Genomic DNA, 16,867 nt, shown 5'->3' with positions numbered 1-16,867 from the left:
CATGCCTATCCGGCTTTTTGCCGGATGCAAGCCTCAAGCGTTGAGAATATCGCTTTTTGCGCACACACCGGCGACATAAACCTCGGCCACCGCCCGATCATCGCCAAGCGTTTGCAACACGAACAGCTCTTCCGCGAGCGACGCTACCGTCTCCATGCGAAGGCTCATGACCGGCGTCGCCCGCGCGTTCAGTACGACGATGTCCGCGTCGCTCCCGGCTTCGAGCGTGCCGATCCGATCGCTCAGCGAAAGTGCTTCGGCATTACCTCTGGTGATCTGCCAGAACGAGGCGAACGGGTTCAATTTCTCTCCCTGCAGGGCAATGATCTTGTAGGCTTCGTCCATGGTGCGCAGCATCGAATAATTTGTGCCGCCGCCGACATCCGTCGCCGTCGCGATGCGCAAGGGCTTGTCGCGCTTGCGGTTCTCCAGATAGGGGAACAGCCCCGAGCCGAGGAAGAGGTTGGAGGTGGGGCAGAAAACGGCAATCGAGCCGCTGTCCGAAAGGGCGTCGCGTTCCCGCTCCGACAGGTGGATCGAGTGCCCGAACAGCGCGCGCGGTCCGAGAAGGCCGTATCGCGCATAGACGTCGGTGTAGTCCTTCGCCTCAGGATAAAGCTCGCATGCATATGCGATCTCGGCGTGGTTTTCCGAAAGATGCGTCTGCATGTGCAGGTCCGGATGCTCGCGCATCAGCGCGCCCGCCATTTCCATCTGCTCGGGTGACGAGGTGATCGCAAAGCGCGGCGTCAAGGCATAGTGCTGGCGGCCTTTGCCATGCCACTCGGCAATCAGCGCCTTGGTGTCGTCATAGCTCGATTGGGGAGTGTCCAGCACGCCCTTGGGCGCGTTGCGATCCATCATGACCTTGCCGGCAATGTTGAGCATGTTTCGCGAATGGGATTCCGCAAAGAAGGCTTCTGCACTGGACCTGTGAACCGAGCAATAGGCCGCCACACTCGTCGTTCCGTGGCGGATCAACTCATCGAGGAACAGCCGCGCAATGCGCCTCGAATGCTGCGGATTGGAAAACTTCGTCTCCTCAGGGAATGTGTATTTGTTGAGCCAGTCCAGCAGTTCCGCGCCATAGGACGCGATCACCTGCATCTGCGGATAGTGGGCGTGACAATCGATGAAACCCGGGAGCAGCAGGTGAGGCCGATGATCGACGATCTTCGCATCGCCGGATGCCTTGCGCGCGACATCGGCATAGGAACCGGAGGCGAGGATGCGGCCGTCCTCGATGAGAATGGCGCCATCTTCCTCGTAGTCCAACGCGCCGAGGTCCCCTGCGGATTCCGGCCAGCGGCGAAAGGAGAGCGTACGCCCACGCAGCAGCGTCCGGCTCATCGCGCACCCTCATACCAAGCCACCAACAAGGCGCGTTCCCCAGGCGTTATTTCAGTTACGTTTCCGGGCGGCATCGCATGGCTGCGGCCTGCGTTCAGGTAGATTTGCTCAGCGTGCTCGGCAATTTCAGCATCGTTCTCAAGCTTGACGCCCTTCGGCGCGAAATAGATGCCTTCATAGAACGGTTCGCTCGAATGACACATTGAACACCGTCCGAGGACCGTATCCCGAACCTTCTCGAAATGCGCGTCCGCCACCAACCGTTCAGCCTGCGCGGACATTTTCGGCTCGCCGGTCAGCACTTTCGGCACCGTCGACAGCCAGATGATGATGATGAACAGGATGCCAGCCAGCAGCCAGGTCCAATAGGGCGGGTTCTTGCCCGTATGACTGGTATTGAAGAAATGCCGGATCAATACGCCGATGATGAAAACCAGCGAGGCGATGACCCAGTTGAACTGCGTCCCGAACGCCAGCGGATAGTGGTTCGAAAGCATAAGGAACACGACCGGCAGGGTCAGGTAGTTGTTGTGGGTGGAGCGCAGCTTTGCGATCTTGCCGTATTTGGGATCGGGCGTGCGCCCTGCTTTGAGGTCGTCCACCACGATCTTCTGGTTGGGAATGATGATGAAGAACACGTTTGCCGTCATGATCGTGGCAGTGAATGCGCCAAGATGCAGGAACGCCGCGCGGCCCGTGAAAAGCTGAGTGTATCCCCAGCTCATCGCCACCAGCATGGCGTAGAGCAACAGCATCAACAGCGTCGGGCTGTCGCCAAGCTTTGATTTGCACAGGAGATCGTAGATCAGCCAGCCGACGCCGATCGACGCCAGCGAAATCAGGATGGCGGTCGTGCCCGAAACATCGAGCACATTGCGGTCGACCATCACAAGATCGGCGCTGCCGTAATAGACCAGCGCCAGCAGGAAAAATCCCGAAAGCCAGGTCATGTAGGATTCCCATTTGAACCAGACCAGGTGCTCCGGCAGCGCTTCGGGGGCGACGAGATATTTTTGAATGTTGTAGAAGCCGCCGCCGTGAACCTGCCATTCCTCGCCGTAAGCGCCCTTCGGAAGTCCGGGCCGCTGCTTCAATCCGAGATCGAGCGCGACGAAATAAAAGGACGAGCCAATCCATGCCATGGCGGTAATGATGTGGAGCCATCGCACCGCGAAACTTGCCCAGTCCCAGAAGATAACGAAATCCAGCATCGAGTTGCTCCACGCCCGGTCGGCTAACCGACTTTGACGCATCGAAAAGCAATGCGAAAGAGAGGTGACGGTCGATGACTTTCAAAAAAACATATAAAATGGATGCGCTATAGTACCGGCGGGCCATAGGAATGAGGAGGACGTTCAAATGGCATATCTGGACAATGTCGCGGTTTTCGTCCGCGTCGTCGAATTGGGGAACCTGTCGGCGGCGGGGCGCGATATGCGCATTTCCCCGGCGGTGGCGTCCAACCGCATAAAGGAACTGGAAAAGCATCTCGGCGTGCGGCTGTTCAACCGCACGACACGCCAGCTCATGCCCACCGAACACGGAGCGGTGTTCTACGAGGGCGCGAAGAAGGTGCTGGATGCGATCGTGGAGGCCGAGGCTGCGGTGTCCGCCTTGTCGGGCCAGCCGCGCGGCACGATTCGCGTCACCGCGCCGCTCGGCCTCGGCCGGCGTTTCATCGCATCCGGCATACCGGATTTCCACGACAAATATCCCGACATCCAAGTGCGGCTGCGCTTGTCGGATCACAATGTCGATATCCTGAAGGAGGGCATCGATGTCGCGTTCCGACTGGGCATAATCGAGGACTCGAGCCTTCGAATGCGGGGCATCATGCAATGCGAACGCGTGCTTGTGGCGTCGCCGGACTATCTGGCCGCACGCGGCGAACCGAAGACGCCGGAAGACCTCGTAGACCAGAATCACGATTGCCTTATGCTGCGATTTCCCGGCACGAAGGAGCATTACTGGATGCTCCAGACAAAAAACGGCCCCTCGAAATATGAAGTTACCGGACCTTACGATTCCGATGATGGCGACGTGCTTACAAACTGGGCATTGAGCGGACGAGGCATCATTTCCAAGCCACGGTTCGAAATCGAATCCTTCCTGCGCGACGGACAGCTTCGTCTCCTGCTGCCGGATTATCCACCAACGCCAATTCAGCTCGCGGCAGTTTTTCCGCATAAGAAACTGCAAGACCCGAAGGTGCGCCTATTGCTGGATTTCATGGCCGAGCGCTGCGAAAAACTGATACGCGGAGCGCTGTCAGGGAAATGAGACGCAAATTTCGCCTTGGCCGCATGTCTCGGCGCAACAGTTTTGGTTACACAAGCGTTGTAAAGCGTGATTAAACTCTGCTCCGCATGCAAGCAGGAAGGACCCGCCAGATGGCAAAACTGGAAACCCACAACGACCTTAAATCCAACACCCGTAAAACGGTAATCGACATCCTCAACGCCCGGCTGGCGGACGCCATCGACCTCGCGCTCATCACCAAGCAGGCACATTGGAACGTCAAGGGTCCGACCTTCATCGCGGTCCACGAATTGCTCGATACGCTGCGCACCGGCCTTGACGAGCATGTCGATACGATCGCGGAGCGCGTTGCGCAACTCGGCGGCATGGCGCTGGGCACCTCGCAATCCGTTGCCGGCCGCACGCCGCTTGCGCCCTACCCCACCGACATCTCGAAGGTCAGCGATCATCTGGAAGCGCTTGTGGAGCGCTACGCCGCGACGGCCAAACTCGTGAGAAAAGCGATTGAAGATTGCGACGAGGCGGGCGACGCCGACGCCGCCGACATCTTCACCGCATATTCGCGCACGCTCGACAAGAGTCTCTGGTTTCTCGAATCCCACCTTCAGCCGGGCTGAGCGGATTCGATCAGGAAGTGGCGGCGGTGCTATGCGTTTGCGCCGCCTCGGAGCGCACAAGCGCGGTCATAACCTCGGCGGCAGCGAGCGCTGCGATGACAGGCGGACGCTTGTCCCGCAGCCCATCCCCGCCGATCGGTGTCACGAGGCGCTTGAAGGACTGCTCCGAGCCTCCGGAAACCTTGAGATACCAGCTTCGGAAGGTCGCCTTCTTGGTCTTTGACCCGATCATGCCGACATAGGCGGCATCGGTGCGCCTGAGCGCCTCGGCGACAATCAGGAAATCCAGCGCATGGTCGTGGGTGAGCACCAGGAATGCCGATCCCGCAGGGGCCTCGCGAATGGCTTCCTCGGGAACGGAAGTCAGTCTTGGCTCGACGCCCTCAGGCAGATCCTTCAACTCTTCCGCGCGTGTTTCAATGACGATGGTCCGCACGGGCAGCAGCGACAAGGCCGCCGCAAGCGCCCGCCCGACATGGCCGCCCCCGAAAATATGGACATGCGGCAGCGCCGCATCATCGCGCGCCATCCGCCCGATAAGGTCCGCGCGCAGAGCCGCATCGACGCGACGCAACGAGACCTCGACCCGCCCGCCGCAGCATTGGCCGATGTCCGGGCCAAGCGGGATGTCGAGCCTCACCTCACCGCCATCCGAAGAAAACAGGCTACGCGCCTTGTCGATGGCCATATATTCAAGTTGCCCGCCGCCGATGGTGCCGAAGATCGCGGTGGGAGACACCAGCATCCACGTTCCAGCCTCGCGCGGCGTGGAACCCATCGCGGACTCGACGGTCACGAGGGCGACTGGCCTCGCGTGATCTAAAAACCCGGCAATGTCATTTGTCCAGGATTGCATTCCCGCACCATATCACGGTTTGTGCCGTAACGCCTTCATCCGCTCGATGGCCATCAGCACCCGCTCGGGCGTTGCCGGCGCGTCCATTTGCGGATGGATCTTGTGATCGGCGACGCTTGCCACGGCATCAGTGAGCGCGTGATAGACCGACATGCCCAGCACGAAAGGCGGCTCGCCCACGGCCTTCGAGCGGTGCACGGTTTTCTCGCGATTTTCCGACCAGTTGGCCAGCTTCACGTTGAATATTTTCGGACGGTCCGACGCCAGCGGAATCTTGTAGGTCGAGGGTGCGTGCGTGCGCAGGCGTCCCTTGTCGTCCCACCACAGCTCTTCCGTCGTCAGCCAGCCCATGCCCTGGATGAACGCGCCTTCCACCTGCCCGAGATCGAGCGCAGGATTGAGCGAGCGGCCCGTTTCATGCAGGATATCGACGCGCTCGACCATATACTCGCCCGTCAGCGTGTCGACCGAAACCTCTGCGCAGGCCGCACCATAGGCAAAATAGTAAAAGGGGCGACCCTGCCCCTTCGAGCGGTCCCAATGGATCTTCGGCGTCTTGTAGAACCCCGCCGCCGAAAGCTGGATACGCGCAAAATAGGCCTGCTTGATGAGTTCGGTGAACGGAATCTCCTGGTTGCCGACGCGCACCCTGTTGGGCAGGAACACAATCTGGTCAGGCTCGACGCTGTATTTCTCGGCAGCGAAATCAACCAACCTCTTCTTGATCTGCCGCGCGCCATCCTGCGCTGCCATCCCGTTCAGGTCGGCGCCGGAGGATGCCGCCGTCGCCGACGTGTTCGGCACCTTGCCGGTGGTCGTTGCCGTGATCTTCACCTGATCGACATCGATCTGGAATTCCTCGGCCACTACCTGTGCCACCTTGGTATTGAGGCCCTGTCCCATCTCGGTGCCGCCATGGTTCAGGTGGACTGACCCATCCGTGTAGACATGGACGAGCGCGCCCGCCTGATTGTAGTGCGTGGCGGTGAACGAGATGCCGAACTTGACCGGCGTCATGGCCAGCCCGCGCTTGATGAACCGGCTGTTGTTGTTGAAGGCGCGGATTTCGCGACGCCGCCCCCAATAGTCGGCGTCCTGCTCCAGCTCGTCGAAAATGCGCTGGATGATGTTGTCCTCGACGGTCTGGTGGTAGGGTGTGACGTTGCGATCCGTGGTGCCGTAGAAATTCTTCCGCCGGATTTCGAGCGGGTCCTTGCCCGTGGCGATCGCCACCTCGTCGATGATCCTTTCCGCGCCGATGATGCCCTGTGGCCCGCCAAAGCCGCGAAAGGCCGTGTTGGACACTGTGTTGGTGTAAAAAGGTGCCGAAACCGCCTTCACTGCAGGATAAAAATATGTGTTGTCGCAGTGGAACAGCGCGCGATCTGTCACGGGCCCCGACAGATCCGACGAGAAGCCGCAGCGCGCCGCAAAGGTGAAATCCACGCCGTGGATGTTTCCCTCGTCGTCGAAACCAACTTCGTAGTCGATGAGGAAATCGTGGCGTTTGCCGGTGGCCGTCATGTCGTCGTCGCGGTCGGGACGGATTTTCACCGCACGCCTGAGCCGCTTGGCGGCAATGGCGGCCAGCGCGGCAAACTGGTTGCCTTGCGTTTCCTTGCCGCCGAAGCCGCCGCCCATGCGGCGAACCTCGACGGTGACCGCATGGCTGGGCACGCCGAGCGCATGGCCGACCATGTGCTGGACCTCGCTCGGATGCTGTGTCGAGCAATAGACGGTAACGTCGCCATCCTCGCCGGGAATGGCCATTGAAATCTGGCCCTCAAGGTAGAAATGATCCTGACCGCCGTTGCGCACCTGCCCCTTGAGGCGGCGCGGAGCGTTGCGGATAGGCTCGGCCGGATCGCCTTTCAGAAGCGTCAGGTTCGGCGTAACGAGCTTGTCCTTCGCCACATCCAACGCGCCGATGTCGGTGACGAAGGGCAGTTCTTCATAGTGGATCTTCGCCAGCTTGCAGGCGCGCCGCGCCTGTTCGCGCGTCTCCGCCACAACGCAGAAAACGGGTTGGCCATAGAACTGCACGATGCCATCGGCCAGCACAGGCTCGTCATTGCGGCCGGTGGGTGAAATATCGTTGACGCCCGGAACATCGTTCGCGGTCAGCACGTCCACAACGCCAGCCGCGAGGCGCACGGCGGAAAGGTCCATCTTGACGATCCTGCCATGGGTGACCGTGGATAGTCCGAGGCAGCCGTGCAGAGTCCCGTTCGGCTCAGGCATATCGTCAATGTAGATGGCCTCGCCGGTGACATGCTTGTGCGCCGAATCGTGATGCAGGTCCGTATGGACGCCACCCTTGATCTTCGCCGCCTTCACACTCGGCTGATGTGCTGTCATCACGCGGCCCTCGAAACCTGGATCGGCTCTTTCGTGCCGGTCGTCTCCGCATGGAAGCGGACGAGCAGATTGCGCGCGGCAAGCGCGCGATAGTCGGCGGTCGCCCGCATGTCCGTCAGGGGCTGGAAATCATCCGCATAAGCGTCGAGAGCAGCCTCGACATTCGCGTCCGTCCATGGCTTGCCGACAAGTGCGGCTTCAACCGCGCTGGCGCGCTTCGGGGTCGCCGCCATGCCGCCATAGGCGATGCGGATGTCCTTCACCACACCACCCTTCAACTGAAGAAGGAAAGCGCCAAGTGTCGAGGTAATGTCCTCGTCGCGGCGCTTGGACACCTTGTAGACGGCGAAATGGCTGTCCGGAGCGGGAACAGGCACATGCACCGCTTCGACGAACTCGCCCGGCTGGCGATCCTGCTTGCCGTAGGCGATAAAATATTGCTCAAGGGGGACCTTGCGGCGCTTGCGACCCTTGCGAAGCGTCAATGTGGCGCCAAGCACGATCAGCGGTGGCGGCGTGTCGCCGATGGGCGAGCCATTGGCAATGTTCCCGCCGATCGTTCCCATGTTGCGAACCTGCTCGCCGCCGATCCTGTCGATGAGCGCGCCGAGCGCGGGGACTCGCTTCGCCAGCGTCTCGAATGCTTCCGTGTAGGTCACGCCCGCACCGATCGTGATGCCGCCCTTTTCCTCCCGGATCGATTTCAACTCCTCCAGCCCGGAGATGAACACCGCCGGCGAAATATCGCGCATGTGCTTCGTCACCCACAGGCCGACATCGGTGGACCCCGACACGATTGTCGCCCCGGGCTCCGCCTCAAGCACCTTCGCGAAATCATCCACGGTGGCAGGTATGATAAGCCTATCCTTGTTGGAGCCCATTTCGACACGCAGGCCGTCGCGCATCGCCGCCAGCCGCTCCATCACCGAATTGCGCTCCGCCAGAAGCGGGTCTTTCGTAACCTTGCCATAGTCGGAAATCGCGCGAGCCGCGCGCAGGATGGCCTCATATCCTGTGCACCGGCACAGATTTCCCTGAAGCGCCTTTTCAATCGCGGCATCGGAGGGATTGGCTTCCCGCATCCACAGGCCATAGAGCGACATCACAAAGCCGGGGGTGCAGAAACCGCATTGTGAACCGTGGAAATCCACCATTGCCTGCTGGACCGGGTGGAGCTTGCCATCAACACCCTTGAGGTGTTCGACCGTCACCACATGCGTGCCGTCGAGCGATCCCAGAAAGCGGATGCAGGCATTGACACTTTCATAGACGAGCCTGCCCCCGTGCAAACGCCCGATCAGCACGGTGCATGCGCCGCAGTCGCCTTCCGCGCAGCCCTCCTTCGTTCCGCGCAGATTGCGGCGCAGGCGCAGATAGTCGAGCAGCGTCTCGCCCGGCGCGACCTCGCGCAGGGCGACGTCCTCGCCGTTGAGCAGAAAGCGGATTTCGGACCTGGGTTGCACCTTGGCCATGTTCGACGCCCTATCGTTTCAGTTCGGACAAATGCGTTCTCGTGTCCATTCGCCATCAACTCCCGCGATAGGTTGAATAGCCATAGGGCGAGATCAACAGTGGCACATGGTAGTGCCTCTCCTCGGCGATGCCGAAGCGCAGCGGAACAATGTCCAGGAACGCCGGTTCGGGCAGTTCCTGTCCGGAAGCACGCAAATAATCGCCGGCGTAGAATATGAGCTCATACACACCGGTCGCGAACTCGGCTCCCGCGAGGAGGGGCGCATCGCAACGACCGTCGGCATTGGTCGTGACATCCTTGATCTTGCTGTGCGAATTGCCGCTGACGCGATACAGCGAGATTTTCAGGCCCGCCGCCGGCAGGCCCCGAGCAGTGTCAAGAACGTGGGTGGTCAACGTGCCTGTCATCTCATTCCCCTCGCCACCTTTTTGATGGTCACACTTTTGCTGATTAAAGCCCAATGCGACGCCTGCTGGAAGCACATGGCCCCAAAAAGCATTTTCAAATTTTTTAGGGGGAATGTCGAAGACTTGTCACGCTATTCTTGAAACAGATCATCCAAACTGCCGGTTGAAAGCGCCCGCCTATCGGATAAGGGTTGCATCATGCGGGAGGATCTGAGGCTTGATGGAAAAAACGATGCGATATGTACGTGACATGCGCGGCTACGGCCCGAACCCGCCCGATCCGAAATGGCCGGGCGGTGCATATGTCGCCGTGCAATTCGTGCTGAACTACGAAGAAGGCGGCGAAAACAACATCCTGCACGGCGACGCCGCATCCGAAGCCTTCCTCTCCGAAATCGTCGGCGCCGCTCCCTGGCCTGGATTGCGCCACTGGAACATGGAATCCATTTACGAATATGGCGCACGCGCGGGGTTCTGGCGGCTGCACCGCATGTTCACAGAAGCGCAAGTGCCCGTCACAATATATGGAGTGGCTTCCGCATTGGCCCGTTCGCCTGACCACGTCGCGGCAATGCAGCAGGCCGGCTGGGAAATCGCCTCACACGGCCTGAAATGGATCGACTATCGCGAATATTCGATCGAAGACGAGCGCAGGGACCTGCAAGAAGCCATCCGCCTGCACAAGGAAGTGACCGGCGAACGCCCCACCGGCTGGTATACGGGGCGCACTTCGGTCAACACCGTGCGACTTGTTGCCGAGGAAGGCGGTTTTGCCTATCTCTCGGATACCTATGACGACGACCTGCCCTATTGGCTCGACCATGACGGGCATGGCAACGCCATCGCGCCGCAACTGGTGATCCCCTATACGCTCGACGCCAACGACATGCGCTTCGCCACCGCGCAGGGCTTCAATACGGGCGAACAATTCTTCACCTATCTCAAGGATTCCTTCGACACGCTCTACGCCGAGGGCAAGGCCGGGCGGCCTGCGATGATGAGCGTCGGCCTCCACTGCCGACTTGTCGGGCGACCGGGCCGCGCGGCATCGCTCAAGCGCTTCATCGATTACGTGCTGTCGCATGAAAATGTCTGGCTGCCGCGACGCATCGACATCGCGCGCCATTGGCACGAACATCATCCTTACAAACCGCACGATCTGCGGCCCTCGCGCATGAACAAGGACGACTTCGTCAAGGTGTTCGGCGGCATATTCGAGCATTCGCCATGGATCGCCGAGCGCGCCTATGATCTGGAGCTTGGACCGGCGAATGACAGCGCGGGCGGATTACACAATGCGCTTGCCCGCGTTTTCCGCTCCGCCGACGAAAAGGAGCGGTTTGGCGTGCTCACCGCCCATCCCGATCTCGCGGGAAAGCTGGCGCAAGCAAAACGGCTGACCGCTGAATCGACGTCGGAGCAGGCGAGCGCGGGCCTCGACGCACTGACCGATGAGGAACGCGAAACCTTCACCCGGCTGAACTCCGAATATGTCGGGAAGTTCGGCTTTCCCTTCATCATTGCAGTGCGTGACAACACCAAATCCAGCATCCTCGATGCCTTCAGGAAGCGCATCGCCAACAGCCGCGAGGAAGAATTCGCCACAGCATGCCGCCAGGTGGAGCGGATCGCGTGGTACCGGCTCAAGGATCTGCTGCCGGCATGAAACAGGAACACCAGATGAAGCTTCGCAACTACTACGCACCAAAGGGCGGATTGCCGCCGCAAAGTGACCTCGTCACCGACCGTGCGATCTTCACCCATGCCTATGCGGTAATCCCGCGCCGCCAATTCTCGGACATCGTCGCCAGCTACCTGCCGCATTGGGACCGCACCCGCCTGTGGGTCATCGCGCGTCCGCTTTCCGGCTTTGCGGAAACTTTTTCGCAATACATCATGGAAGTGCAGCCGGGCGGAGGCAGCGACAAGCCAGAACCCGACACCAGCGCCGAAGCCGTGCTGTTCGTGGTGGACGGTGTTGTGTCGCTGGTCATCGAAGGCGAGCAATACGACCTCGCCCCCGGCGGCTATGCCTATCTGCCGCCCGCGCGCCACTGGACGCTGCGCAATCGTTCGGACGAACCCGCGCGCTTCCACTGGATTCGCAAGGCTTATGAATATGTCGAAGGGCTGGAAGCGCCCGACCCGCTCGTTATGAACGAGCAGGACATCGATCCGGTACCCATGCCGGACACTGAGGGCAGATGGGCCACGACGCGTTTCGTGAACCCTACAGACCTGCGTCACGACATGCAGGTCACAATCGTCACGCTGCAGCCCGGCGGCATCATCCCCTTCCCCGAGACCCACGTCATGGAACACGGGCTCTATGTTTTGCAGGGCAAGGCCGTGTACCGGCTGAACAATGACTGGGTGGAGGTGGAAGCCGGCGATTTCATGTGGCTGCGCGCATTCTGCCCGCAAGCCTGCTACGCAGGCGGCGACCGGCCCTTTCGTTATCTGCTCTACAAGGACGTGAACCGCCATCCCCGGCTCGGGCACTTCCTGCGGTGACCCGTATGACGAAACAAATCACTGCCGTCCCGCTGACGCGCAAGAGCTTCGCGCCCTTCGGAGACGTGATCGACACGGAAGGCGGCAATCACTATCCAATCAATGGCGGGCGCTGCGAACGCTACCATGACCTTGCCCGTGTCGAGGCCACAGGCCCCGGCGCTCGCGTGCTGATCTCGCTTTTCAAGGCAATGCCCTACGATTTCCCCCTCGCATTGACCATGGTGGAGCGCCACCCTTTCGGCAGTCAGGCTTTCATTCCGCTGTCGCCACGGCCCTTTCTCGTGATCGTCTGCCATGACACGCCGGACGGGCCAGGCATACCGAACGCCTTCCTCACCAGGCCCGGACAGGGCGTCAACTATCCACGCAATCTTTGGCACGGCGTGCTGACGCCAATTGGCGAGCCGCAGGATTTTGCGGTGGTGGATCGGGGCGGTGAGGGCAAAAACATCGAAGAGTTTTTCTTTCCCGAGCCATATGAGGTTCACTTGCCATGACAAACAGCACCGAGCTGGCCGACCGTTTGCTGGACGTAATCGAGCACGACATCGTTCCCAAAACCGCTGTCGGGGTTTCTCACGGCAACAAGCTGTTCGGTGCGGCGATCCTGCGCAAGGATGATCAATCCTTGGTTCTGGCCGAGACCAACAATGAAATGGAGAACCCGCTCTGGCATGGCGAGATACATTGCCTGAAGCGCTTTTACGAAATGCCGAAAGCCGACCGGCCAGATACGGGCGAGTGCATTTTCATCGCCACGCACGAGCCGTGCTCGCTGTGCCTTTCGGCCATCACGTGGACGGGCTTCGACAATTTCTACTACCTGTTCAGCCATGAGGATTCGCGCGATTCCTTTGCGATTCCCCATGACCTTCGCATTTTGAAGGAAGTGTTCAGGCTCGATCCCGGTGGATACAACGCCGAGAACGCCTATTGGAAAAGCCATTCAATACGTAAGCTTATACGAACGCTCCCGGAGTCGGACCGGGAGCGTCTTGAAGCGCGCGTTCGTGACATCGCAACCAAATATGACGACCTTTCCGAAACCTATCAGGCCGGGAAAGACACGAACGACATTCCTCTAAGTTAAGCTGCCTCGCAGGAGGTTCCTTCGAGCTGTTCGCGCATCATTTTCGCGATGCGCGTCTGTAAGCGACTGGTTACCGCACGCTCCCATTCATTGGGGGCGTCAAAATCGTGGGGCCGGGGAATGGCCAGCAGGCGGTCCACGATGGAAGCTGAACCGCACATGGAAAGCAGCGCCTCGATCTCGGGAACCGGGGTTGCTTCGGTGAAGTGATTTGCGTGTTCTTGAACCATGCGCGGACTTTACTCCACAGTCCGTGACAGCTTGAAGGCAGCAGCTTGGCGATTGCGCGACCAAGCGTGACAAATTTTTGCTTATTCCGTCCGCGTCGCCGAAAACCGCCACAATCAGACATAGCGGTTGACGATATTCTCCAGATATTCCTGACGCCCCGAACGCGGCTCAGGCTCGATGCCTTCCGCGACCACGCGCTTTGCGATCTCTTCCAGCGTGCGCTTGCCTGAAAGCATCGCCTTGGCCTCGGCGCTGTCCCATCCCGCATAGCGATCGTCCAGCGGTTTTGACAATGCTTTGTCCTCGACCATCTTTGCGGCGGCCTTCAGTCCGCGCGCACAGCAATCCATGCCGCCAACATGCGCGACCAGAAGATCCTGCGGGTCCAGCGATTGGCGGCGCAGCTTTGCGTCGAAATTTGTGCCACCGGTCGTGAACCCGCCATTCTGAAGGACATAGTAGTAAGCGAGCGCCATCTCCGGCACATTATTCGGGAACTGGTCCGTATCCCAGCCCGATTGGTAGTCGTTACGGTTCATGTCGATGGAGCCGAAAACGCCGAGCGCCCCGGCCAGCGCGAGTTCGTGCTCGAATGAATGACCGGCGAGAATTGCGTGTCCCTGCTCGATATTGAGCTTCACTTCCTTCTCCAGCCCGAAATCCTTGAGGAAGCCATATACCGTAGCCACATCGTAATCGTATTGATGCTTGGTGGGCTCCTGCGGCTTCGGCTCGATCAGGATGGTGCCCTTGAAGCCGATCTTCTTCGCATAGTCCACAACCATGCAGAGGAAACGGCCCGCCTGCTGGCGCTCGCGCTTCAGGTCGGTATTCAGTAGCGTCTCATAGCCCTCACGCCCGCCCCAAAGCACATAGTTCGCACCGCCAAGCTTTTGGGTCACGTCGATGCATTTCTTCACCGTCGCGGCGGAATAGGCAAAGACATCGGGATCGGGGTTTGTCGCGGCCCCCGCCATGAAGCGGCGATTCGAGAACAGATTGGCCGTGCCCCACAACAGCTTGACGCCGGTTTCCTGCTGCTTTTGCGCAAAATAATCGGCAATTTCGTCGAGGCGCTCCGCGCTTTCGGTGAAATTCTTGCCCTCGGGGCGGACATCGGCATCGTGGAAGCAATAGAAAGGCACGCCAAGCAGCGAAAACATCTCGAAGGCGACGTCGGCCTTGTGTTTTGCGTGCTTCATAGTGTCACCAAACCACGGCCGCTCGAAGGTCTGGCCGCCGAAAGGATCGCCGCCCGGCCAGGCAAAGGAATGCCAATAGGCGACTGAGAAGCGAAGGTGATCTTCCATGCGCTTGCCGAGCACCTTCTCATCCGGATTGTAGAAGCGATAGGCGAGAGGGTTTGTGCTGTCCGGCCCTTCATACTTCACCGGCTTGATGTCGCCGAAGAAACGCGTCGTCATAAAGCTGCTCCCTTTATCGCTGGATAGAGCGCGACATAGCGCTGATATGCGTCCTTGTAGGCATCGGCCAGACCAGTGACCGGCTCGATCGTTTCGGCGGTGCGCGGCGGCGTCAGCACGCTTGCCGGATCGGCATTTTCGGCAGCGATCAGCCCAAGCCGCGCCGCACCGAATGCGGCGCCGAAATCGCCGTCCGCCGGCACATCGACCGGAATCCCGAGCGCCGTGGCTATGGATTTCAGCCAGTAGCGCGAACGGGACCCGCCGCCGATGGCAGTCACACGATCAAGCGTCGTTCCTGCCTTACGAAGCGCTTCAAGGCTGTCGCGGAACGCGAACGAAACGCCCTCCAGCACAGCCTGCGTCAGCGCCTTTCGGTCGGACTGGTGCGCAAGCCCGACAAACACCCCGCGGATCGCGGCGTCATTGTGCGGGGTGCGCTCCCCTGAAAGATAGGGCAGGAACAGCACCGCGCCCGGCGCATCGAGGTCTTCGCCCAGTTCGGCGGTCAACTCGCCCGGCTTCCGGCCCGTAATTCCGCCCAACCACGCCAGCGAGTCCGAAGCCGAAAGGATCACCCCCATCTGGTGCCAGGCATTCGGCAGCGCGTGACAAAACGTATGCACCGCGCTCTCCGCATTCGGCAGATAAGCACCATTCGCCGCGAACAGGACGCCAGACGTTCCGATCGACACAAAGGCCTGCCCCGGCAGGACGGTGCCCATGCCTGCGGCAGACGCGGCATTGTCTCCCGCGCCCCCGGCCACGACCACGCCGGGCCGCATGCCCCATGCGGCGGCCAGTTCAGCGCGCAGCGTCCCACCCCGCTCGGTGCCTTCAACCAGCGTTGGCATCTGGCCTTCCGTCAGGCCCGTGGCGTCAAGAAGCTCTTTCGACCAACGGCGCTTCGCAACGTCGAGCCATGAGGTGCCCGCGGAATCCGACATTTCGGATATATGCTCGCCGGTCAGCCAGAGCCTCAGATAATCCTTCGGCAGCAGCACCTTTGCCACACGCCCGAACAGTTGCGGCTCGTGCTTCGCCACCCATGCCAGCTTGGGCGCGGTGAAACCCGGAAACACGATATTGCCTGTGATTCTGCGGAACATCGGGTCCGCGTCCAGCGCGGCAGCTTCGGCATGGCTGCGCGTGTCGTTCCAGAGAATGCAGGGACGCAGCACGGTATCCGATGCATCGATCAAAGTCGCGCCATGCATATGTCCCGAAAGGCCGATGCCCTTGACCGCTGCAAGTTCTGTGGAATGCGAGGCCTTAAGGGCCGCAATCGATGTCTCGACCGCCTTGATCCAATGCGCAGGGTCCTGTTCCGACCAACCCGCATGCGGACGTGACACGTCCAGCGAGGCATGACCCGACGCGACGGCGGTCTGGTCGGCGTCGATCAGGAGCGCTTTGACGCCTGACGTACCGAGGTCAATGCCAAGATACATATACCTGTCCTCCTTGCGGGCTGCCGAGCCGAAGCCGGTTGTCCCACGTCGTCTTCATAGCAAAAATTTTCAATGGAAGAAGCTGGTCCTACCAGATTCTTTTTGGCTTGGGAGCGTGCCCTTATCCACTGGTGCGAGCCGCTGCAGTTGCAATACCTGCGCCGATCAGCATCGTTCCACCCGCGCGATTGAAGATGCCGATCGCACGCGGGCTCGCAAAAACCCTGCGGGCACGCGCCGCCGCGAGCGCATAACCCAGCGCATTCAGAAAGGCGAGCACGAGAAAGGTGGATTCGAAAATCAGCATCTGGGTCCAGAAATCCGCATGGCGGTCGAGGAACTGGGGAAGGAATGCCACGAAGAACGTGATGCTCTTTGGATTGAGCGCGGTTACCACCCAGGCATGGCTGATCATCTTGAGCGCGGACGCCGCAGCCGTTCTCGGTTCCGCCTTGAAAGTCCCTCCGGACCTGAAGAGCTTGACGCCGAGATAGATCAGGTAGGCCGCGCCCGCGAGCTTGAGGATCGTGAATATGGTTGCCGACGCAGCAAGCAGCGCGCCCACGCCGAGCATCGAAAGCGTCATCGCAGTGAAGTCGCCCAGCGCGACACCCACCGCCGTCGGCAAGGCGGTTCGCCAGCCCTGTCCGAGGCCGTAGGATACCACGAGAAGAATCGTCGGTCCGGGGATGACCAGCAATACTGCCGACGCCGCACAGAATGCCAGCCAGGTTTCAAAACTCATGCGCGCCTCTCAGCGGGCGTGACCTCGAACGGCAGCCGCCCTTTCCCGACGCATAGCATGGCGCTCGCGGGGTGCAAACGCTTCGGCG

At 60.4% G+C, this 16,867-nt stretch carries 16 protein-coding genes; 6 read left to right on the top strand and 10 right to left on the bottom strand.

Annotated features, from left to right (window positions below; all coding sequences use genetic code 11):
* Window positions 1-33: 33 nt before the first annotated feature.
* Complete coding sequence (gene guaD, locus M9924_10890) at window positions 34-1,350, bottom strand: guanine deaminase (GenBank protein ID MCO5064903.1); 1,317 nt, start codon at window positions 1,348-1,350, stop codon at window positions 34-36.
* The gene (locus tag M9924_10885) at window positions 1,347-2,561 is read right to left on the bottom strand and encodes a urate hydroxylase PuuD (GenBank protein MCO5064902.1); all 1,215 of its coding nucleotides are present in this window, start codon (window positions 2,559-2,561) and stop codon (window positions 1,347-1,349) included. Before M9924_10885 ends, guaD begins: the two co-directional genes overlap by 4 nt.
* A 148-nt stretch (window positions 2,562-2,709) precedes the next feature.
* Here M9924_10885 and M9924_10880 point away from each other — a divergent pair, with 148 nt between their 5' ends.
* On the top strand, window positions 2,710-3,630 hold the full coding sequence (locus M9924_10880) for a LysR family transcriptional regulator (GenBank protein MCO5064901.1): 921 nt from the start codon (window positions 2,710-2,712) through the stop codon (window positions 3,628-3,630).
* Between the two features lie 110 nt (window positions 3,631-3,740).
* On the top strand, window positions 3,741-4,226 hold the full coding sequence (dps, locus tag M9924_10875) for a DNA starvation/stationary phase protection protein Dps (GenBank protein ID MCO5064900.1): 486 nt from the start codon (window positions 3,741-3,743) through the stop codon (window positions 4,224-4,226).
* A 10-nt stretch (window positions 4,227-4,236) separates the two neighbouring features.
* Here dps and xdhC read toward each other — a convergent pair whose 3' ends face one another.
* The 4 genes from xdhC to uraH are packed head-to-tail and all read right to left on the bottom strand — an operon-like array spanning window position 4,237 to window position 9,321.
* Window positions 4,237-5,082, bottom strand: a complete 846-nt coding sequence (gene xdhC / locus M9924_10870) for a xanthine dehydrogenase accessory protein XdhC (GenBank protein ID MCO5064899.1) — start codon at window positions 5,080-5,082, stop codon at window positions 4,237-4,239.
* A gap of 12 nt (window positions 5,083-5,094) precedes the next feature.
* On the bottom strand, window positions 5,095-7,440 hold the full coding sequence (xdhB, locus tag M9924_10865; protein ID MCO5064898.1) for a xanthine dehydrogenase molybdopterin binding subunit: 2,346 nt from the start codon (window positions 7,438-7,440) through the stop codon (window positions 5,095-5,097).
* Entirely contained in the window at window positions 7,440-8,912 is a 1,473-nt protein-coding gene (gene xdhA, locus M9924_10860; protein ID MCO5064897.1) for a xanthine dehydrogenase small subunit, read from the bottom strand. The genes xdhB and xdhA overlap by 1 nt, the downstream gene beginning before the upstream one ends.
* Window positions 8,913-8,967: 55 nt before the next feature.
* Window positions 8,968-9,321 carry a hydroxyisourate hydrolase gene (gene uraH, locus M9924_10855; protein ID MCO5064896.1) on the bottom strand — a complete coding sequence of 118 codons (354 nt, stop codon included), beginning with the start codon at window positions 9,319-9,321 and terminating at the stop codon, window positions 8,968-8,970.
* A gap of 232 nt (window positions 9,322-9,553) precedes the next feature.
* Between uraH and puuE the strand changes: the two genes are divergently transcribed.
* Genes puuE through M9924_10835 form a run of 4 tightly spaced genes read left to right on the top strand, consistent with a single transcriptional unit; the run spans window position 9,554 to window position 12,928 of the window.
* Window positions 9,554-10,987 carry an allantoinase PuuE gene (gene puuE, locus M9924_10850; protein MCO5064895.1) on the top strand — a complete coding sequence of 478 codons (1,434 nt, stop codon included), beginning with the start codon at window positions 9,554-9,556 and terminating at the stop codon, window positions 10,985-10,987.
* 14 nt (window positions 10,988-11,001) lie between these two features.
* Window positions 11,002-11,835: a bifunctional allantoicase/(S)-ureidoglycine aminohydrolase gene (locus M9924_10845; GenBank protein ID MCO5064894.1), complete on the top strand. Its 834-nt coding sequence runs from the start codon at window positions 11,002-11,004 to the stop codon at window positions 11,833-11,835.
* A 5-nt stretch (window positions 11,836-11,840) separates the two neighbouring features.
* Window positions 11,841-12,335 (top strand): ureidoglycolate lyase, encoded by a 495-nt coding sequence (locus tag M9924_10840; GenBank protein MCO5064893.1) that lies wholly within the window; start codon window positions 11,841-11,843, stop codon window positions 12,333-12,335.
* Window positions 12,332-12,928, top strand: a complete 597-nt coding sequence (locus M9924_10835; GenBank protein MCO5064892.1) for a nucleoside deaminase — start codon at window positions 12,332-12,334, stop codon at window positions 12,926-12,928. Before M9924_10840 ends, M9924_10835 begins: the two co-directional genes overlap by 4 nt.
* Here the strand turns inward: M9924_10835 and M9924_10830 are convergent.
* From M9924_10830 to M9924_10815, 4 genes are all read right to left on the bottom strand, one after another.
* Entirely contained in the window at window positions 12,925-13,158 is a 234-nt protein-coding gene (locus tag M9924_10830) for a hypothetical protein (protein ID MCO5064891.1), read from the bottom strand. The genes M9924_10835 and M9924_10830 overlap by 4 nt on opposite strands.
* 114 nt (window positions 13,159-13,272) lie before the next feature.
* Window positions 13,273-14,583, bottom strand: coding sequence for a xylose isomerase (gene xylA, locus M9924_10825; GenBank protein MCO5064890.1), 1,311 nt, complete (start codon window positions 14,581-14,583; stop codon window positions 13,273-13,275).
* The gene (gene xylB, locus M9924_10820) at window positions 14,580-16,034 is read right to left on the bottom strand and encodes a xylulokinase (GenBank protein ID MCO5064889.1); all 1,455 of its coding nucleotides are present in this window, start codon (window positions 16,032-16,034) and stop codon (window positions 14,580-14,582) included. Before xylB ends, xylA begins: the two co-directional genes overlap by 4 nt.
* A 121-nt stretch (window positions 16,035-16,155) precedes the next feature.
* Entirely contained in the window at window positions 16,156-16,779 is a 624-nt protein-coding gene (locus tag M9924_10815) for a LysE family translocator (GenBank protein MCO5064888.1), read from the bottom strand.
* Between the last annotated feature and the right edge of the window lie 88 nt (window positions 16,780-16,867).

It is taken from the genome of Rhizobiaceae bacterium (genome assembly GCA_023953835.1).
Taxonomy (GTDB): Bacteria; Pseudomonadota; Alphaproteobacteria; order Rhizobiales; family Rhizobiaceae; genus Mesorhizobium_G.
Note: the sequence above shows the minus strand (reverse complement) of the source record. Positions and strands in the feature narration are given on the sequence as shown.